This is a genomic window from Buchananella sp. 103232 (assembly GCF_058725725.1).
This window is the reverse complement of sequence record NZ_JBZXJM010000033.1, coordinates 149,176-168,115: the sequence shown is the minus strand read 5'-3', so window position 1 is coordinate 168,115 and position 18,940 is coordinate 149,176. Positions and strand designations below refer to the sequence as shown.

The 18,940-nt window shown below is 64.1% G+C and carries 12 protein-coding genes and 1 pseudogene; 11 read left to right on the top strand and 2 right to left on the bottom strand.

The window, feature by feature from the left end; genetic code table 11:
* Nucleotides 1-198: 198 nt before the first annotated feature.
* Together dnaE and AC4PWQ_RS05850 are read right to left on the bottom strand one after the other, a co-directional pair.
* The gene (dnaE, locus tag AC4PWQ_RS05855; protein ID WP_371173977.1) at nucleotides 199-3,756 is read right to left on the bottom strand and encodes a DNA polymerase III subunit alpha; all 3,558 of its coding nucleotides are present in this window, start codon (nucleotides 3,754-3,756) and stop codon (nucleotides 199-201) included.
* 671 nt (nucleotides 3,757-4,427) lie between these two features.
* On the bottom strand, nucleotides 4,428-5,486 hold the full coding sequence (locus AC4PWQ_RS05850; protein ID WP_492090057.1) for a putative endonuclease domain-containing protein: 1,059 nt from the start codon (nucleotides 5,484-5,486) through the stop codon (nucleotides 4,428-4,430).
* Nucleotides 5,487-5,912: 426 nt separating this feature from the next.
* Between AC4PWQ_RS05850 and AC4PWQ_RS05845 the strand changes: the two genes are divergently transcribed.
* The 11 genes and pseudogenes from AC4PWQ_RS05845 (at nucleotide 5,913) to AC4PWQ_RS05795 (ending at nucleotide 18,924) form a co-directional block, all read left to right on the top strand.
* A complete protein-coding gene (locus tag AC4PWQ_RS05845) occupies nucleotides 5,913-6,599 on the top strand; it encodes a DUF6318 family protein (RefSeq protein WP_371164791.1) in 687 nt (228 codons plus the stop codon).
* 206 nt (nucleotides 6,600-6,805) lie between these two features.
* Nucleotides 6,806-7,366 (top strand): immunoglobulin domain-containing protein, encoded by a 561-nt coding sequence (locus tag AC4PWQ_RS05840; RefSeq protein WP_492090056.1) that lies wholly within the window; start codon nucleotides 6,806-6,808, stop codon nucleotides 7,364-7,366.
* Between the two features lie 409 nt (nucleotides 7,367-7,775).
* The gene (locus AC4PWQ_RS05835) at nucleotides 7,776-8,459 is read left to right on the top strand and encodes a DUF6318 family protein (RefSeq protein WP_492090055.1); all 684 of its coding nucleotides are present in this window, start codon (nucleotides 7,776-7,778) and stop codon (nucleotides 8,457-8,459) included.
* A gap of 209 nt (nucleotides 8,460-8,668) precedes the next feature.
* The gene (locus tag AC4PWQ_RS05830; protein ID WP_492090054.1) at nucleotides 8,669-9,229 is read left to right on the top strand and encodes an immunoglobulin domain-containing protein; all 561 of its coding nucleotides are present in this window, start codon (nucleotides 8,669-8,671) and stop codon (nucleotides 9,227-9,229) included.
* A 345-nt stretch (nucleotides 9,230-9,574) separates the two neighbouring features.
* Entirely contained in the window at nucleotides 9,575-10,024 is a 450-nt protein-coding gene (locus AC4PWQ_RS05825) for a DUF6318 family protein (protein WP_492090053.1), read from the top strand.
* Nucleotides 10,025-10,328: 304 nt separating this feature from the next.
* Entirely contained in the window at nucleotides 10,329-11,066 is a 738-nt protein-coding gene (locus tag AC4PWQ_RS05820) for a DUF6318 family protein (RefSeq protein ID WP_492090052.1), read from the top strand.
* A 111-nt stretch (nucleotides 11,067-11,177) separates the two neighbouring features.
* A complete protein-coding gene (gene valS / locus AC4PWQ_RS05815) occupies nucleotides 11,178-13,856 on the top strand; it encodes a valine--tRNA ligase (RefSeq protein ID WP_492090051.1) in 2,679 nt (892 codons plus the stop codon).
* 122 nt (nucleotides 13,857-13,978) lie between these two features.
* Nucleotides 13,979-15,826, top strand: a complete 1,848-nt coding sequence (locus AC4PWQ_RS05810; protein WP_492090050.1) for an AMP-dependent synthetase/ligase — start codon at nucleotides 13,979-13,981, stop codon at nucleotides 15,824-15,826.
* Nucleotides 15,827-15,959: 133 nt separating this feature from the next.
* Nucleotides 15,960-16,700 (top strand): type IV toxin-antitoxin system AbiEi family antitoxin domain-containing protein, encoded by a 741-nt coding sequence (locus AC4PWQ_RS05805; RefSeq protein ID WP_492090049.1) that lies wholly within the window; start codon nucleotides 15,960-15,962, stop codon nucleotides 16,698-16,700.
* A gap of 349 nt (nucleotides 16,701-17,049) precedes the next feature.
* Nucleotides 17,050-17,535 (top strand): nucleotidyl transferase AbiEii/AbiGii toxin family protein, encoded by a 486-nt coding sequence (locus tag AC4PWQ_RS05800; protein WP_492090048.1) that lies wholly within the window; start codon nucleotides 17,050-17,052, stop codon nucleotides 17,533-17,535.
* An 88-nt stretch (nucleotides 17,536-17,623) separates the two neighbouring features.
* Nucleotides 17,624-18,924: pseudogene (locus AC4PWQ_RS05795) on the top strand (ISL3 family transposase).
* Nucleotides 18,925-18,940: the final 16 nt, after the last annotated feature.

Below are 18,940 nucleotides of genomic sequence, written 5' to 3'. Positions count from 1 at the left end.
GGTGGCGGTTCATTGAAATGAACCGCCACCCCCGCCGCTTTGCGTGCCCGCCGCGCCGCCGGGCGCGCAGCTGGAGGGGAGGCAGGGCGGAACGTCGGCCACCAGAAAACCTCACCTGGCACCGGGCGACTCTGGCTGCGGGGCGGGCGGAACGTCGGCCAACCAAAGGCCGCCCAACCGCCGCGCCTACCTGGGCCACTAGCCGGCAATCACCTGGCCGCCCAGCAGCGCCTTCAGGTCAGCAATCAACGGCGTGGAGTTATTCACCTTCAAATCCGGCCCGCACTGCACCAAGAAGGAGCGTCCCGGCTGCGTGATCTCCAACCGCACCGGGGAGGCGCCCGGGTGCTGGCGCAGGATGGCAGAAAGGCGCTCGGCGATGTCCTGCGTGCAACGATTGGCCGGCAGGGTCAGCAGCAGGGGGGCGCCGCCGTCGGCAGTGGCCTCCAAGATCTTCATCTCGTTGGCGTGGACGGAGCGCTCCTCATCGCGCACCGACAGGCGGCCACGCACCGTGATGATCGTGTCCTCCGTCAACATCGTCGAGACCGTCTCATAGGTGCGCGGGAAGAACAGCACGTCAATCGAACCGGTGAGGTCCTCGATCTGCACGATCGCCCACTGGTTGCCCTTCTTGTTCGTCTTCACCGTCTTGCCCGTGATCAGGCCCGCCACCGTCACCTGGCTGCCGTCGCTGCCGGCCTCCTCCTCGTGCAGCTCCGAGACCGAGGTGCCCGAGTTGGCGCGGATCACCGCCTCCATGCCGAACAACGGGTGGTCGGACACGTACAGGCCCAGCATCTCGCGCTCGAAGGTGAGCTTCTCCTTCTTGTCCCACTCCGGCAGGCTCGGCACCGAGGTGGAGAACGTGGGCCCTCCCATCTCCTCCCCGCCCAGGTCGCCAAACAGGTCAAACTGTCCCATCGCCTCGTTGCGCTTAACCGAGATGACCTCGTCAACGAAGTCCTCGTGGCACACCGTCAGCGAGCGGCGCGATGCCCCCAGCTCGTCGAAAGCACCGGCCTTGATCAGCGAAGAAATCGCGCGCTTAGTGCACACCACCGCCGGCACCTTCGCCATGAAGTCGGAGAACGAGGTGTACTCCCCCTTCTCCTGGCGCGCCGCCACGATCGCCTCGACGACGTTCAGGCCCACGTTGCGGATCGCGGACAGGCCAAAGCGGATGTCATCCCCCACCGCCGTGAAGTTCACGCCGGAAAAGTTGACGTCCGGGGGCAGCACGCGCAAGCCCATGTGGCGGCACTCGGCCAGGTAGCCGGCCAGCTTGTCCTTGTTGTCCTTGTTCGCGGTCAACAGGGCCGCCATGTACTCCGCCGGGAAGTGCGCCTTCAGGTAGGCAGTGATGTAGGTGACCAGGCCGTATGCCGCCGAGTGCGCCTTGTTGAACGCGTAGGCGCTAAACGGCACCAGCACGTCCCACAGCTTGTCGATCGCCTCTTCCTTGAAGCCGTTTCGCATCATGCCGGCCTTGAAGTGCACAAACTGCTCGGCAATGACCTCAGGCTTCTTCTTACCCATCGCCTTGCGCAGCACGTCCGCCTCGCCCATCGTGAAGCCGGCCAGCTTCCGGGCGATCTCCATGACCTGCTCTTGGTAGACGATCAGCCCGAACGTCTCAGCCAGCAGCGGCTCCAGCGCCTCGGCCAGATCCGGGTGGATCTGCTCGATCTTCTGCTTGCCGTTCTTACGCAGCGCGTAGTTCGTGTGAGAGTTCGCGCCCATCGGGCCCGGACGGTACAGGGCACCCACGGCGGAAATGTCCGCAAAACAGTCCGGCTTCATCTGCTTCAGCAGCGTGCGCATGCCCGAGCCGTCCAGCTGGAACAAGCCCAGCGACTCGCCCCGGCCCAGCAGCTCGTAGGTCTCCGTGTCGTCCAGCGGCAGGTGGTCGACGTCGGGCACCTCCTTGCCATTCAGCGCGATCAGCTCCAGGGCGTCAGAGATCGTGGTGAGGTTCTTCAGGCCCAAGAAGTCCATCTTCAGCAGGCCCAGCTCCTCGCACTGCGGATAGTCGAACTGGGTGATGATCGCGCCGTCAGCCGGGCGCTTCATCAGCGGCACCACCTCAGCCAGCGGGATGCTGGACATGATGACCGCGCAGGCGTGCACGCCCCACTGGCGCGTCATGCCCTCCAGACCGCGCGCCAGCTTGACCACCTCATCCAGGCGCATCGTGCCCTCGCCCGAATTCGCGGCCAGGAACTCGCGGAAGCCCAGCGCCTCGCCGTAGCGCTCGTGCGTGCCCTCGTCCAGCATGCCCGCGATCGGCACATCCTTGCCCTGGATGGTGGGCGGCATGGCCTTAGTGAGCTGGTCGCCCACGCTGAAGGGGTGGCCCATCACGCGGGCGGCGTCCTTCAGGGCCTGCTTCGTCTTGATCACGCCGTAGGTGACCACCTGGGCCACGTAGTCGTGGCCGTAGCGGCGCTTGACGTACTCGATCACTTCCTCACGCCGGCGCTCGTCGAAGTCCACGTCGAAGTCCGGCATGGAGACGCGCTCCGGGTTCAAGAAGCGCTCAAAGATCAGGCCGTGCTCCAGCGGGTTCAGGTCCGTGATCCCCAGCGCGTAGGCCACCATCGAGCCCGCGCCCGAGCCACGGCCCGGGCCCACCCGGATGCCCTGCTTCTTGGCCCACTGAATGTAGTCCGCCACCACCAGGAAGTAGCCCGGAAAGCCCATCTTCGTGATGACCTCAACCTCGTACTGCTGCTGCTTGCGGCAGTCGTCCGGGACGCCGGCCGGGAAGCGGCGGTGCATGCCCCGCTCCACCTCCTTCACGAACCACGAGTGCTCGTCCTCGCCCTCCGGGACCGGGAAACGCGGCATGTAGTTGGCGCCGTCAGAGGTGGTGCGGAAGGAGACATCGCACATCTCCGCCACCAGGAGCGTGTTGTCGCAGGCCTCCGGTAGCTCGCGCCAAATGGTGCGCATCTCCTGGCTGGAGCGAATGAAATAGCCATCGCCGTCAAACTTGAAACGATCCGGGTCGCTGATCACCGAGCCGGAGTTGATGCACAGCATCGCGTCCTGCACATCCCGGTCTTCCTTAGTGACGTAGTGGGAGTCGTTCGTGGCCAGCAGCGGGGCGTCCAGCAGCTTGGCGATCTTCAACAGCTCCCGCTGCACGCGCCGCTCGATCTCCAGGCCGTGGTCCATCACCTCCACAAAGAAGTTCTCCTTGCCGAAGATCTCCTGCGTTTCTGCCGCCGCGCGCAAGGCCTCATCCCAGTGGCCCAGGCGCAGGCGAGTCTGCACCTCCCCCGACGGGCAGCCCGTGGTGCCAATCAGGCCCGGCGCGTAGGTCTGCAGCAGCTCCCGGTCGATGCGCGGGTACTTGCCCATCTGGCCCTCCAGGCTGGCCAGCGTGCCCATGCGGAACAGGTTGTGCATGCCCTCGTTGTTGCGCGCCAACAGGGTCATGTGTGTGTAGGTACCGCGGGCGGAAACGTCGTCCTTACGCTGGTCCTCCGTGCCCCACAGCACGCGCTTGTTGTCAAAGCGCGAGGTGCCCGGGGTCACGTACGCCTCCAAGCCGATAATCGGCTTGATCCCGGCCTTCTTCGCCGCCCGATAGAACTCGTAAGCCCCGAACAGGTAGCCGTGGTCCGTGATCGCGATCGCCTGCTGCCCCAGCCGCTTGGCCTCCGCCACCGCCTTGTGGGTCTTGGCCGCACCGTCCAGCAGCGAATAGTCGGTGTGGACGTGGAGGTGCACAAAGTCTGCGTCGGCCATGCCGGCCAGTCTACGGGGCGGGTTGGGCCGGTGCCCGATGCCCCACTCGACTTTTGCGCCTCAGCTCGACGTTCGCGGTCTCAACTCGACGTTCGCGGTCTCAACTCGACGTTTGGCAGCTCAACTCGACGTTTGCACCCCCCGAAACGTCTAAATTCACCTCCCAACGTCGAGATGAAGAACCAAACGTCGAGTCCCACGCCCAACCGTCAGCACTCAGCCCCGCCAGCCCAACCCCCAGACGAAGCCCCACACCCACCTCAACTCGACGTTCGCCACCCCGGCTCGACGTTCGCCAGCTCAACTCGACGTTCGCCACCCCAGCTCGACGTTCGCGACCTCAGCTCGACGTTCGCCACCTCAACTCGACGTTCGGCACCCCAGCTCGACGTTCGCCACCTCAACTCGACGTTCGCCAGCTCAACTCGACGTTTGCACCCCCCGAAACGTCTAAATTCACCTCCCAACGTCGAGATGAAGAACCAAACGTCGAGTCCCACGCCCAACCGTCAGCGCCCAGCCCCGCACCCCAGCCCCCGGCCCCCAGAACCGCGCCGGAGCCCACCACACCGCCCCCAGCCAACTCCCCACCACTCCCGCACCCCGCACCCCACCACCCCGCACCCACCACTCCCCCACCCCCAGCATCCGCCCCTCCCCAAGACCCCGCGTTATCGCAGCCCGTGGAGCCTCCAGGTGCGCGTGCTGGCAGGGGGTGGAACCCACAGCCCGGAGTGGTTGCTGTCCGTGTGGTCCCCTAACCCGGTCTGGGCACCGAGCAGGGACCGGGTTCTGGTGAGGTCATCTAGGTCTCGCCAGCTGAGGCGCACGACGCGCCAGCCTGCGGAGACCAGTGCCGCTTGGCGGTCCACCCATTGTTGCTTGGCGGCTTGGAGCTCGCGGCCGGTGGTCCCGAGTTTGCCGAGCCCGTCGAATTCGACGGCTACGCGCTGGTCTGGCACGGCGAGGTCTAGGTAGTACTTGCGCCCGTCGAGGTGCACGGGGTGCTGGGGAGTTACTTCGCTTGTGGTGAGCCCGGCGAGCAGGTAGAGGGCCGCGCGCTCGCCCACGTTTTCACATTCAGCCGAGGACGCCGCGATTACTCGGGCGGCTCTGCGCGCTCCTCGCATGCCGGCATAGGTTTCGAGGTGTTGCAGGAGGTAGTTGCGTGCCGCTGTTGACCGCTCGGCGAGCTGTTCTCGGGTGTCGGCGCTGCCTGGCCCTGACTGGACCATGAGACGCATTAGCCCGCTGACGGCGACCACTGCTTCGAGCGGGTGTGCTTGTAGTGCCATGTGGAGGGCGACGGTGGCGGGGGTGTCGACCAGCACGCCTCGGCGCTCGACCGGCTTGAATGGGGCTTTTAGGTAGATTTGTGTGGCCCGGGCTGCCGAGACGCAGGTTTCCATTACTTGCACGGCTGGCAGTTCTACGAGCCGTCCTGGGGTTGCCCGCCGTGTCACGACGTCCGGGTTTTCCGTCCACCCGTCCACGCCCCACACTGCCATCGCGGACTGTGCGGCGAACACCGGCCGACGTTTCGCCGCCATATCTGTGGCCAGTATTCGTGCCAGGGTTACCTGCCGGCGCAGGTCCCAGGGCGTGCCGTGTTCGTCTTCGGGCCGGAGCCGGAGCCCGTACCCGCGTCTGATTCGCGCTATGCCGTGGGGACGGCCCGACTTTTGCTGCTCTGCTTTCATGCGGACGATGTCGGCTTTGGTGATGTCCATTGCCCTTGTTTATGCCGCTTTTCCCCTTCGTGCCTGTGCTCGTGCGCGCGGTGCGCAAAGGCCGTTTTCCACAGCCCGCCGCGCCGCTTGAGGGGTAACAGCGTTGCCTATTAGCGCCAAAAGAGTTCTCCCGGCTGGGTTTTCCTGCCGGCGTGTGGAAGTGGTGGCTTTGTTACTTGCCAGTGATGGCCGACGTTCCACCCGTCCCGTCGCTGGGGATAGTCCCTCCGCGTGGAGGCCCAGAACGTGGTCGACGTTCCCCCCGCACCTTCTCTAAACCGACCCTCGGCGTGTTGGCCTGGGTGGGGCGCTCGTCCCTTGCTCTCTACAGGGTCTTTCTGCTGGCCGGCCGTGGAGATCGCGAGGGCGGCGGGCGTTTTCCACAAGTGGTAGATACCGCAGGAGACCCTGGTTTAGGTTCGATTCATGGAGATCAACCCGACCCAGCAACCGGCAATGGCCGCCACGCGCCCGGCCCGGCGGGTGGCACCACGGCTTCTCCTTGCCACCCTGGTGGCCCTTCCCCTGACCCTGGCCGCCTGCTCGACCCAAACCGAGGCGCCTCCAGCCCCGCTGCCCATGCCCACGGTCAACACCGCCACACCGTCCGCCGCTGCCTCAGAGTCCGCAGCCGAGGTCAGCCCGGCCCCCACGACGCCGCAGCCACGGGAGATAGAACCACCAGTCCCCTCCGACGTCGCCCTCGAAAACAGCGCCGACGGCGCTGAGGCCTACGCCTACTTCCTCTTCCAAGCCTGGTGGTATCTCATCAACACCCACGACATCGACTGGTGGGACACCAACATCCCCGACTGCGACTGGAAAACCCAGATGCGCGATTCAGCCGTTTATCAAGATGGACGGGGCATTACTAATGAGACAGCCCCAATACACCCGCACGTGATCAGCCGAAAAGTGAACCCAGAAAACGGGAACGAGTTTGGGATCACGCTACACACTGAAGTTGGCGACATTTACAACATAGCCGAAGACGGAAGTAAAACGATATCTGCTCCGGCTAAAAAGTACGAGCTAATCGCCCGACTTTTGCATGACGGAAACTCATGGAAAGCCGTGACCATAGTGACTCGCGGGGCGGAGGAGACACAATGATTACGTTGACAATTGCACTCCTCCTGCTGCCACATTCCCAGGTCGACGACTCTCAAATATGGGAGAATGCCGTAACGAACAACGGAGTCGAAATCTCCACCATGGCCGAGTGGCAGGACTCTCCCAGTCCGGCAACCGACCCAGCAATGGGAGCCCCGATCATTGCGCTTCCGGTTCCGTCTCCGTTGCCTACTGCTCCGCACTACTTGTGTGAGTTTGAGGACCCGACCGAGTGCATGTGGGACTACGGGGAAAAACGCCGCCTGCCCCGCCCGAACCCCAGCCAGGCACCCGAGGTGGACTGGACCAGAGCGGTGACCATCCGGGAGGTCGAGTCCATCAACTTCGCCCCACCCGCAGTGATCATGTGGCCCAACACCGGCGACGTACTCATCAACCTACCCACCCCCGTGATGACCGACGCGGGTGAGCGCATCTACACCCTGCAGTTCACCACCGCCGACATCCAAGTACGCGCCACCCCGTTCGAATACACCTGGGACTTTGGCGACGGCACGGTAGAGACCGTGGACCACCCCGGCCTACCCGACCCCCAGGCCACCTACAAACACCAATACCTCACCCGCGCCGCCAAGAACCGCATCACCCTGACCACTTCCTGGCGCGCCGAGTTCCTCCACCCCCGCACCGGGGCCTGGATCCCCATCGAAGGCAGTGTGAACACCACCAGCTACTCGCGCTGGTTCACCCAGAAAATGGCCGTCCCCTTCCTGACCGACGAAGCCGAAAAACTAGACGGCCACTAAACCACCCCTGCTAGTCGTACCCGGCCCACTTCTACTCCCGTGGCATGGATGACTTCCTCACCCAGCCCTGCCCCTGGGCCGGTGCCTCCGCGTGGACCCCTGAGCATGAACGACGCCGCACCCACCCCCTGCTCTGAACAGGCCCCTCCGCGTGGAGGCCCAGACACCTGGAACTGGCTTACCGGGATACCCTGCACAACCGCCCCCTCCGCGTGGAAGCCCAGAGCACGAACGACGTTCCGCCCGCACCCTCTCTAAACCGGCCCTCGGCGTGTTGGCGTTGGGGTGGGGCGCTCGTCCCTTGTTCTTCACCTGGTCCTTCAGGTGACCGGCGGTGGAGATCGTGAGGGCGGTGGGTGTTTTCCACAAGTGGTAGATACGGCAACGAGCCCTGGTCTAGGTTCGATTCATGGAGATCAACCCGACCCAGCAACCGGCAGTGGCCGCCACGCGCCCGGCCCGGCGGGCGGCACCACGGCTTCTCCTTGCCACCCTGGTGGCCCTTCCCCTCACCCTGGCCGCCTGCTCTACCCAAACCAAGCCACCGCCAGCCCCGCTGCCCATGCCCAGCGTCAACACCGCCACACCGTCCGCCGCTGCCTCAGAGTCCGCAGCCGAGGTCAGCCCGGCCCCCACGACGCCGCAGCCACAGGAGATAGAACCACCAGTCCCCTCCGACGTCGCCCAAGAAAACAGTTTCGACGGCGCCGAGGCCTACGCCTACTTCCTCTTCCAAGCCTGGTGGTATCTCATCAACACCCACGACATCGACTGGTGGGACACCAACATCCCCGAATGTGGCTGGAAGAGCGAGATGCGCGCCAAAGCAGCTAATCAGATAGATGAGGCAATCACAGACGAGCTAGCCCAGTTCACGCCGTACGTCTTCGATTCGCGAGTCAACCCAGACGACCCGAACGAGTTCATGGTGACGATGCGGGCTGACATCGCCGAGATTTACTCGATTGACGCTCAAGGAACGCGGACTGTGTCGGTGGAGGCTGAGACCCACGAACTCGTTGCCCGGCTCCTGTTTGACCAAGGCGAATGGCGCACAGTAGCAGTCGTAAACCACGAAGCGGGACACGAATGATGAAGGCGAGCCTCCCGATCTTGCTCACTTTCATGCTCCCGATTTCGCTGGGAGTTGACCAGTGGGACGGAACAGCAGACTCCGAGGGCGTTTCTGTCGAGGTTTCAACAGACTGGGGCGTGAAACCAGATCTCCCTGGGGATTTTCCAGGTTCTGCCCCGATCGTGGCTTTGCCTGTGCCGTCTGTGGTTCCTACTAGGCCGCATTACTTGTGTGAGTTTGAGGACCCGACCGAGTGCATGTGGGACTACGGGGAAAAACGCCGCCTGCCCCGCCCGTCCCCCAGCCAGGCACCCGAGGTGGACTGGACCAGAGCGGTGACCATCCGGGAGGTCGAGTCCATCAACTTCGCCCCACCCGCAGTGATCATGTGGCCCAACACCGGCGACGTACTCATAAACCTACCCACCCCCGTGATGACCGACGCGGGTGAGCGCATCTACACCCTGCAGTTCACCACCGCCGACATCCAGGTACGCGCCACCCCGTTCGAGTACACCTGGGACTTTGGCGACGGCACGATCGAGACCGTGGACCACCCAGGCCTACCCGACCCCCAGGCCACCTACAAACACCAATACCTCACCCGCGCCGCCAAGAACCGCATCACCCTGACCACTTCCTGGCGCGCCGAGTTCCTCCACCCCCGCACCGGGGCCTGGATCCCCATCGAAGGCAGCGTGCAAACCCTCAGCTACTCGCGCTGGTTCACCCAGAAAATGGCCGTCCCCTTCCTGACCGACGAAGCCGAAAAACTAGACGGCCACTAACCCCACCCCCACCCCTTGTTGTTCTCGCCTCCTGCCGTGGTGAAGCTCTAGTCGCCCACAGCGATGGCGGGGCGTTGATGGAGGCAGGAAATCATGCAGGCCAACCAAACCAGTACCCAAGTCTCGGCGTGCTCGATCGCGCGCAGGTGGGTGGCACGCGGGCTTTTCCTTGCCACCCTGGTGCCCCTTCCCCTCACCCTGGCCGCGTGCTCGACCCAAACCGACCATCCCCCAGCCCCGCCGCCCATGCCCAGCGTGAACACCACGGCGCCGGCGAGCAGCCAGCCCTCCGACCAATCCACCCAGGCAACACCGGTCCCCAGCGGCCCTAGCCAGACACCGCTCTTGCCGGAGCAGATACAGGCGCCCGTCCCCTCGGACGTTGCCTTTGAGAACAGCGCCGACGGTGCCGAGGCCTACGCCTACTTCCTCTTCCAAGCCTGGTGGTACCTCATCAACACCCACGACATCGAATGGTGGGACACCAACATCCCCGACTGCGAGTGGAAAACGACTATGAAACAGATCGCCCAGGCTGCGATCTCGGAAGGAAGCGTAGACAACGTCTCAGCCTTCTATCCGACCACTCACGAGCGGGTCAGGAATCGAGACGACCACAACGAGCACCGAATCACGCTTCGCGCCGAAGTAGGTCCGATTGAACGCGTGACTCACAACGGCAGTTCTACAGTTGTTGATCAGGCAGCAAAACGAGAGCTCGTGTTTCGCGGCGTCCATACCGGAGACAGCTGGCACATTTTAGGAGTCGTTGTTCGGGCGGTAACCGAGTCATGAATCTGATAGCGCTTGGCTTGGCGACATTTCTTGCCGGATCAATGCCATTCACCTGGAGTGACATCGTCGATGGCGTTGGCGATGCCGTTGGCGTAACAGTCGTCTGGGTGCAAACCGACGCTGGCATGGACGACTCTAACGAGATCTCGGCGCCCATCAGTCCGGCACCCGCCTTGCTGGCGCCGTCTCGGTTTCCTATTCGCCCGCATTACCTGTGCGAGTTTGAGGATCCGACTTCTTGTTAATGGAGCTAAATGGAGAAACGGTAGTTGCCGCTGTCGCGTGTCAAAGTCAGGTTAGATTCATGCACCACAAACTCACTTCCACCAGGACGAGCCCGCTGGCGCTAGCAGGCGGGGCTGGCCACCGCGATCACTCCCCCGGCGGGGTATTGCTGACACTCCTGGCTGCGATCCCGCTCCTGTTGGCTGCGTGTTCAACCAGCCCCGACGTGGAGCTCGCCACACCGTCCGCCACCCAAGCCACGGCGCTGGCCAGCGAACAGACGCATTCAGCGATGAAGGCAAGCCCCACTCCATCCCAGGCACCATCCTCGCCTACCCCAACGGCTACACCCTCGCCGCAACCCTCAACAACGATCCAGCCACCCGTCCCCTCTGACGCCGCCCAGGAAAACAGTTTCGACGGTGCCGAGGCCTACGCCTACTTCCTCTTCCAAGCCTGGTGGTACCTCATCAACACCCACAACATCGAATGGTGGGATGAAAACTTCCCCGATTGCGAGTGGAAACAGCAAATGCGGGACACGGCCGTAGATAAAATCGAAAAGGGCGTGACAAACGAGCTATCTGCATTCACTCCCCGCATAGTTGATTCACGAATGAATCCCGATAACCACAGCGAGTTTGTGGTGACTCTCCAAGCGGACCTCGGCGCTATTTTCACGTTAGATCGCGATGGGAATAAGACGACTTCAGTACCTCCCGAGACCCACCAGTTTGCTGTTCGCTTACTCTTCAGTGGCGACGCATGGGACGTAGTCGCACTCGTCAATAAGGAAGCGCCGGACCAGACTCGCTGATGTTCCCCCGGCCGAACGCGCCAGCCCCAGCCCTTCCTGGTGATGGGTGCCATAGCGCCACGGCCCGCACGGCCCGGGAGCCCGTTGGTCGGGCGTGGGAGAATTGCCCCCATGACTAGCCAGAGTGACAGCACTTCTCTGCCCCCCGCCCAGGCACCGGAGCGGGTCAGCACTGATGGCCTGGAGACGCGGTGGGGCGCCGCGTGGGCCGAGCAGGGTACGTACGCGTTTGACCGCAGCGCCTCGCGCGAGCAGGTTTTCTCTATCGACACCCCGCCGCCCACGGTCTCTGGTTCGCTGCACGTGGGACACGTGTTCAGCTACACGCACACGGACGTGCTGGCGCGCTACCAGCGCATGACGGGCAAGCAGGTGTTCTACCCGATGGGTTGGGATGACAACGGCCTGCCCACGGAGCGTCGCGTGCAGAACTACTACGGGGTGCGTTGTGACCCGTCACTGCCGTACGTGGAGAACTTTGTGCCGCCGCACGAGGGCGGCGAGGGCAAGTCGATCAAGGCGGCCGACCAGCAGCCGATTTCGCGCCGTAACTTCATCGAGCTGTGCGAGCGCCTCACTGAGGAGGACGAGAAGCAGTTCGAGGCGCTGTGGCGCTACCTGGGCCTGTCGGTGGACTGGAGCCAGCACTATCAGACGATCGGTGGCAAGGCGCAGAAGGTGGCCCAGGCGGCGTTCTTGCGCAACCTTGAGCGCGGCGAGGCCTACCAGGCGCAGGCCCCTGGCCTGTGGGATGTCACGTTCCGCACGGCGGTGGCGCAGGCTGAGCTGGAGGCCCGCGAGTACCCGGGCCACTACCACAAGCTGGCTTTCCACCGCACGGACGTGGCGGCTGACGCCCCGGCGGAGGAGCGCGACGTGGTCATCGAGACCACCCGCCCGGAGCTGCTGGGCGCGTGTGTGGCGCTGATCGCCCACCCGGATGATGAGCGCTACCAGCACCTGTTTGGCACCACGGTGACCTCTCCTCTGTTTGACGTGGAGGTGCCGGTGCTGGCCCACGCCGCGGCGGAGATGGACAAGGGTGCGGGTATCGCGATGTGCTGTACCTTCGGTGACTTGACGGACGTGCAGTGGTGGCGCGAGCTGGACTTGCCGATCCGTTCGATCATCGGTCACGACGGCCGCATCACGGGCGAGCAGGAGTGGGTCACTTCGCAGCGTGGCCGCGAGCTGGTTGCCGCGATCACGGGCACCACGACGTTCACGGCCCGCAAGACGGTGGTGGAGGCCGCCAAGGCCAGCGGCGAGATGCTGGGCGAGCCGGTGGCCACGGTGCGCAACACTAACTTCTTTGAGAAGGGCGACAAGCCGCTGGAGATCGTCACCTCCCGCCAGTGGTACATCCGCAACGGCGGCCGCGAGTTCGCTCGCACCGAGGGTGGCCCGCAGCTGCGCGACGAGCTGCTTTCCCGCGCCGATGACCTGGCTTTCCACCCGGACTTCATGAAGGTGCGCTACGAGAACTGGGTGGGCGGCCTGAACTCTGACTGGCTGATTTCCCGCCAGCGCTTCTTCGGTGTGCCGATCCCGGTGTGGTACCGCGTGGGTGAGGATGGCGAGGTCAACTACGAGGACGTGATCACGCCGTCGCTGGAGGTGCTGCCGGTGGACCCGTCCATCGACGTGCCGGCCGGTTTCACCGAGGAGCAGCGGGGGGCGGCCGGTGGTTTCGTCGGCGAGGTGGACATCATGGACACGTGGGCGACGTCGTCCCTGACCCCGCAGATCGCGTGCGGCTGGCTGACTGACGAGGACCTGTTCCAGCGCACCTTCCCGATGGACGTGCGTCCGCAGGGCCAGGACATTATTCGCACGTGGCTGTTCTCCACGATGGTGCGTTCGCACCTGGAGTTTGACTGCTCGCCGTGGCGTAACGCCGCGATCTCGGGCTGGATCCTGGACCCGGACCGCAAGAAGATGAGCAAGTCCAAGGGCAACGTGGTCACTCCGATGGGCTTGTTGGAGCAGTACGGTTCTGACGCGGTGCGCTACTGGGCGGCCTCGGCCCGCCTGGGCACGGACGCGGCCTTCGACGAGGGCCAGATGAAGGTGGGCCGCCGCCTGGCGATCAAGCTGCTCAACGCCTCGAAGTTCGCCCTGACGATGGGCGGGGACGCGGGCCTGAGCCTGGACCTGGGCAACGTGACGGAGCCGATCGACGCCTCGATCCTGGCCACGCTGCGCGGCGTGGTCGCGGACGCCACCGCAGCGTTCGAGCGCTTTGACCACACGCGCGCCCTGGAGCTGACGGAGACGTTCTTCTGGACGTTCTGCGACGACTACTTGGAGCTGGTCAAGGAGCGCGCCTACGGCGTGGAGGGCGCCGAGGAGGCGAGCGCGGGCGCGGTTTCTGCGCGCACCACCCTGGCGGTCGTGGTGGACACGGTGCTGCGCCTGCTGGCCCCCGTGCTGCCGTACGCCACGGAGGAGGTGTGGTCTTGGTACCGCACCGGTTCGGTGCACCGCGCCGCGTGGCCGGTGGCCGACGCTCTGGCCGGCGTGGACGGCGACGTCGCCCTGCTTCCTGCCGCCGGGCAGGCGCTGGCCGCCCTGCGCAAGGTCAAGAGCGAGGCGAAGGTGTCTCAGCGCACCCCCTACGCCCACGCCACCCTGGCCGTGCCTGCCGGCATGGCGGGCGCGGTCGAGGCGTGCCTGGCGGACCTGCGTGAGGCCGGCAAGCTGCGTGGCCAGTTGATTGTTGAGGAGGACGACGCTGCCGAGCGCGCCGTCGTGGTGGACTTCGAGCTCGAGGAGAGCCCGGCGAAGTAGCATCGGCCCAACATTTGCGGCGATACGCGTGGCCGGTTTGGAGGCTTCCTCCAAACCGGCCACTTCGTCTTGGTGCCCGACGGGAAGCAGCTACCTGCATGTTTCCTGGGAGAATTGGCGCCATGACTGAGCGAATTGGCACTCTGCGCGAGTACTCCACCCCGATCCAGGTGGTCCCCGCCGACGACGACACGCTGGCGCGCCTGCTGGACCGCCGCGTGGAGCGCAATCCGGCCGCAACCATGCTGGAGCGCAAGAGCGACGTCGGCGGCGCGTGGCAGAAAATCAGCGCGCAGGAATTTCGCCGGCAGGCACGCGCGGTTGCCAAGGGACTGATCGCCTCGGGGATCGGCCACGGCGAATCGGTGGGCGTGATGGCGGCGACGTCGTACGAATGGAGCGTGCTCGACGCGGCCACGTGGTACGCGGGCGCGGTGCTGGTGCCGGTGTATGAGACGTCGTCGGCGGAGCAGGTCGAGTGGATGGGGACGGATGCGGCCATCAAGCTGATGGTGACGTCCGACGCTGCCACCGCCGCCATCGTGGCGCAGGCCAGGCCCGCTATTGCCTGCCTGGAGGAGGTGCTCTCGATCAGCCAGGACGCGCTGGGCACGCTGGCCGAGCGCGGCGCGGCCGTCAGTGACGAGGAGCTGGAGGCGCGCACGGCGGCGGTGAGCCTGGATGACGTGATGACGATCATCTACACCTCCGGCACCACCGGGCGGCCCAAGGGCGTGGTGCTCAAGCACCGCCAGTTCTCCACGCTGGTTCAGAACGGTCTGCCGTGGCTGGCGGAGGTCATCAACACCCCGCAGACGCGCCTGCTGTTGTTCCTGCCGCTGGCGCACTCTTACGCGCGGCTGCTGAACGTGCTCAGCCTGCTGGGGCCCGGCGTGTTGGGGCACGCCCCCGGCCCGGCCACGCTGCTGGATGACCTGGCGGCGTTCGCGCCGTCCTACGTGCTGGCGGTGCCGCGCGTGTTTGAGAAGATCTACAACTCGGCCGACGCGAAGGCCGGCAGCGGCGTGAAGCTGAAGCTGTTCAGGTGGGCGGCGAAGGTGGCGATCACGTACTCGCGTGCGCTGGACAAGCCGGGCGGGCCGTCTGCGGTGTTGAAGGCGCAGCACCGCCTGGCCAGCCGCCTGGTGCTGAACAAGCTCACCCGCCTGCTGGGCCCGAACGCGAAGTACGCGATCTCCGGTGGCGGGCCGCTGGGTGACCGCCTGGGCCACTTCTACCGGGGCATGGGCCTGTCCATCCTGGAGGGCTACGGACTGACGGAGACCACGGCACCGATCTCGGTGAACAGCCCGCAGCTGAACAAGCTGGGCACGGTGGGCCCGCCGGTGCCGGGCGCCTCCATCCGCATCGGGGACGGCGGCGAGATCCTGGTCAAGGGCGGCCAGGTGTTCGAGTACTACCACAACAACCCGGAGGCCACCGCCGAGGTGATCGACGCCGACGGGTGGTTCAACACGGGTGACATCGGGCAGCTGGACGCCGACGGCTACCTGCGCATCACGGGCCGCGCCAAGGAGATCATCGTGACTGCGGGCGGCAAGAACGTGGCCCCGGCCGTGCTGGAGGACCGCCTGCGCGGTCACCCGCTGGTCAGCCAGGTGGTGGTGGTGGGCGACAACCGCCCGTTCATCGCCGCGCTGGTGACGCTGGACAAGGAGATGCTGCCCGGTTGGCTGTCCAACCACGGGCTGCCGGGCATGGGCGTGGACGAGGCCGCCAAGCACCCCAAGGTGCTCGAGGCGCTGGACCGCGCGGTGGCGCGCGCCAACAAGGCGGTCTCTAGGGCGGAGTCGATCCGCAAGATCAAGGTGCTGACCACGGACTTCACGGAGGCCAACGGGCTGCTAACCCCGTCGCTGAAGGTGCGCCGGGCGATCGTGACGCAGCGCTTCGCGGCGGACATCGAGGAGCTGTACGCGGGCGTGACCACGGGACCGGCCGAAGGCTGACGTTAGGGCCTGGGGGCGGGCGTTCCCGGGCGAAGTGTCGGGGCGGGGTGTGCGGCGCACACCCCGCCCTCTCTCGCGATCTCTCGCACCACCTCTAGTTGGATGCTACGTTTACTACACCTAGATGTAACAAATGCAGCCGGAGGTGAGCATGAGGACCGTAGATGCACTACGCACACTTGAGGCAGCCACCGTCAGCCAACGAGGGCTGATCACCTCTAACCAAGCGGTTCAACTTGGCATTGACCGCACCACACTCTCGCGTCTTGCCTCCAGTGGCGACGTAGTTGTCGTGCGCCGCGGCGTGTATGCCCTCCCGTCAGCCAGCGCCGACCCGTTCTCCGATGCACGTGCCGCATGGCTCGCCAGTGCCCCTTCGCTCTTTGCCGACCAACGAGTCGGTTCCAGCGAGACTCCAGTACTCTCCCACTCCTCTGCGGCAGCAATCCACGGCATTGGCAGCCTGCTGCCGAACCGACACACGCTTACAACACGGGCTCGCAAGCAATCTCGACAGACGGACATACGTTACGTAATTGCCCCGCTCTCCGACACAGACGTTGACGTGGTGGCTGGCCTCAACGTTACGAGCGCATCCCGCACTATTGGAGACCTCTCTGCAGGGAACACGGATATTGCGCACGTTGCGGAGCTGGTGCACGACGCGCTTGGAAAATCACTTACTTCCCCCGAGGCCCTCGCCTCAGCGCTTCACGCGACCTCCCACAGGTTTGGCCATTCCTCCGGCGAATCGCTTCTCAGTGCGTGCATACAGATCACAGGCCTTCCCCAGCCGATACTAGACACAATTCAGTCGATTATCCGCATACCCGCCATTGAGAAAACCCGGCCGTTACACAGGCACGCACATTAGCACCGCGCTCGACCACCCTACCTAATCCGCTCGCCGCGAAGATTAGGGCGATGAGCTCGGCCTCCGAAACGCTCGTTAAGCAATTGCGCCTAGCAAAATTATCATCCACATTCCCTGGCGCCGAGCAAATCGCGGCGATCCTTGAAGACGTAATGCGTTCTCACCAGGCCACAAAGCACCACCTTGACGCAGCAAATCGGCTGGTCCAGAGAGCTATCCATCAGACATCCCCTGTCCAGGAATTACAGCAAAGGATAAGTGCGCTGAACACAGTTAACTACGGCGATCTCTCGCCAAGTAGCTCTCTCCGCACTGAGACAGAAGACTATCTGGGTAGCGAAAGTTAATCATGAGTGCAGATTCGCCGCGCGACCTTCAAAGACTCAAGGCGTCCCTGGACTCGCTCATCCGCAATGAGGCGAGAGCCAGAAATACGCATGCGACCAAAATTAGACACCAATTTGCGTTTGCACTGCTTTACAAGCGACTGTTCTCTGCAGGCCAAAGCGACTGGATACTCCTTGGGGGAAATGCCCTACTAATCCGAACTGGCGGTGGGCGCTTCACCCAAGACATCGACTTGGCTCTAGCCGGTTCGGAACGAGCTATCGAAGATCTCCGGGCAGAACTAGAGCACTATCTTTCTCTCCCCATACCAGGCGACCCATTTGTGTTTCGCCTGAATAAACTATTCGAAACCAGGCGCGCGGACGCCTTTGGCTACGGAACCACTACCATCAAAGCCACAATTGACATATTATTGGGCGCTCTCCCGTTTCACACGATCCAAGCAGATATCAGGCTCTTCCCAATTGAGGGTGTATTGGTGGTGTGATCCAGGGGAGGGTGTGTTGGTGTGTGGGTAGGGGTTGAGGTCTTCCGATGATGGGAGTCATCACACCGCCCACACGAAAGACCTCAACGTGTCCAACGCTACCTTCGTCGCGCCTGATCTGACTACTTTTGCTGGCTTGGACGAGCTTGGTCTTGTCGTTACTGGCCAGCGTGTCGAGCCTGAGCGGGCGATACTGGAATGCCGCCTGGTCGAGCCTGATGACTGGTGTGGGCGGTGTGGATGTCAAGGCCTGGCACGTGACACGGTCAAGCGCCGGCTGGCTCACGAGCCCTTTGGGTGGCGTCCCACCACACTGGAAGTGCGAGTGCGTCGTTACCGCTGCCAGGAATGCGCATACGTATGGCGTCAGAACATGGACCTGGCAGCTGAGCCCAGGGCACGCCTATCGAGGCGTGCGGTGCGTTGGGCGTTGGAAGCCTTGGTGTGTCAACACCTGAGCGTATCCCGCATCGCTCAGGGCCTGTCCGTGGCCCCGCCACCGCCAACGATGCTGTGCTGGCCGAAGGACAGCGCCTCTTGATCAACGACCCCGTCCGGCTTGAAGGAGTCAGAGTTATCGGCGTGGATGAGCATGTTTGGCGCCATACTCGCGCAGGTGACAAGTACGTAACCGTGGTCATCGACTTAACCCCCGTCAAGGATGGCACTGGCCCTGCCCGGCTACTCGCCATGGTCCAGGGCCGCTCCAAGCAGGCTTTCAAGGGCTGGCTGGCCCAGCAGCCCCGAGCATGGAGAGATGGCGTGGAAGTGGTCGCGATGGACGGTTTTAGCGGGTTTAAAACCGCCACCACCGAGGAAATGCCCCAGGCCAGGGCCGTGCTCGATCCCTTCCACGTAGTACGCCTGGCAGGCCAGGCGCTTGATGAGTGTCGTCGGCGTGTTCAGCAAGAACTACATGGACGGCGGGGACGGGCTGATGATCCCCTGTACAAGGCCCGCCGTACTCTGCACACCGGTAGCGACCTGCTCACCCCTGCCCAGCGCAAGCGTTTAGACGCGCTCTTCGCCAACGATGACCATGCCCAAGTCGAGGTCACCTGGGGTGTGTACCAGAAGATGGTGGCCGCTTACCGTCAGCCCGAGCGGGCCAAGGGCAAAAGACTCATGCAAGAACTGATCACCGCGATCTCTAGCGGCGTACCTGCCGCCCTGAGCGAGGTCATCACCCTGGGACGAACGCTGAAGAAACGCGCCGGTGACATCCTGGCCTACTTCGACCATCCCAGGACCAGCAACGGCCCCACCGAAGCACTCAACGGACGCCTGGAACACCTACGCGGCTCAGCACTCGGCTTTCGCAACCTGACCAACTACATCACCCGCAGCCTGCTCGAAGCAGGCGGATTCAAACCCCAACTACACCCTTAAATGGGAAGAGCCAGAT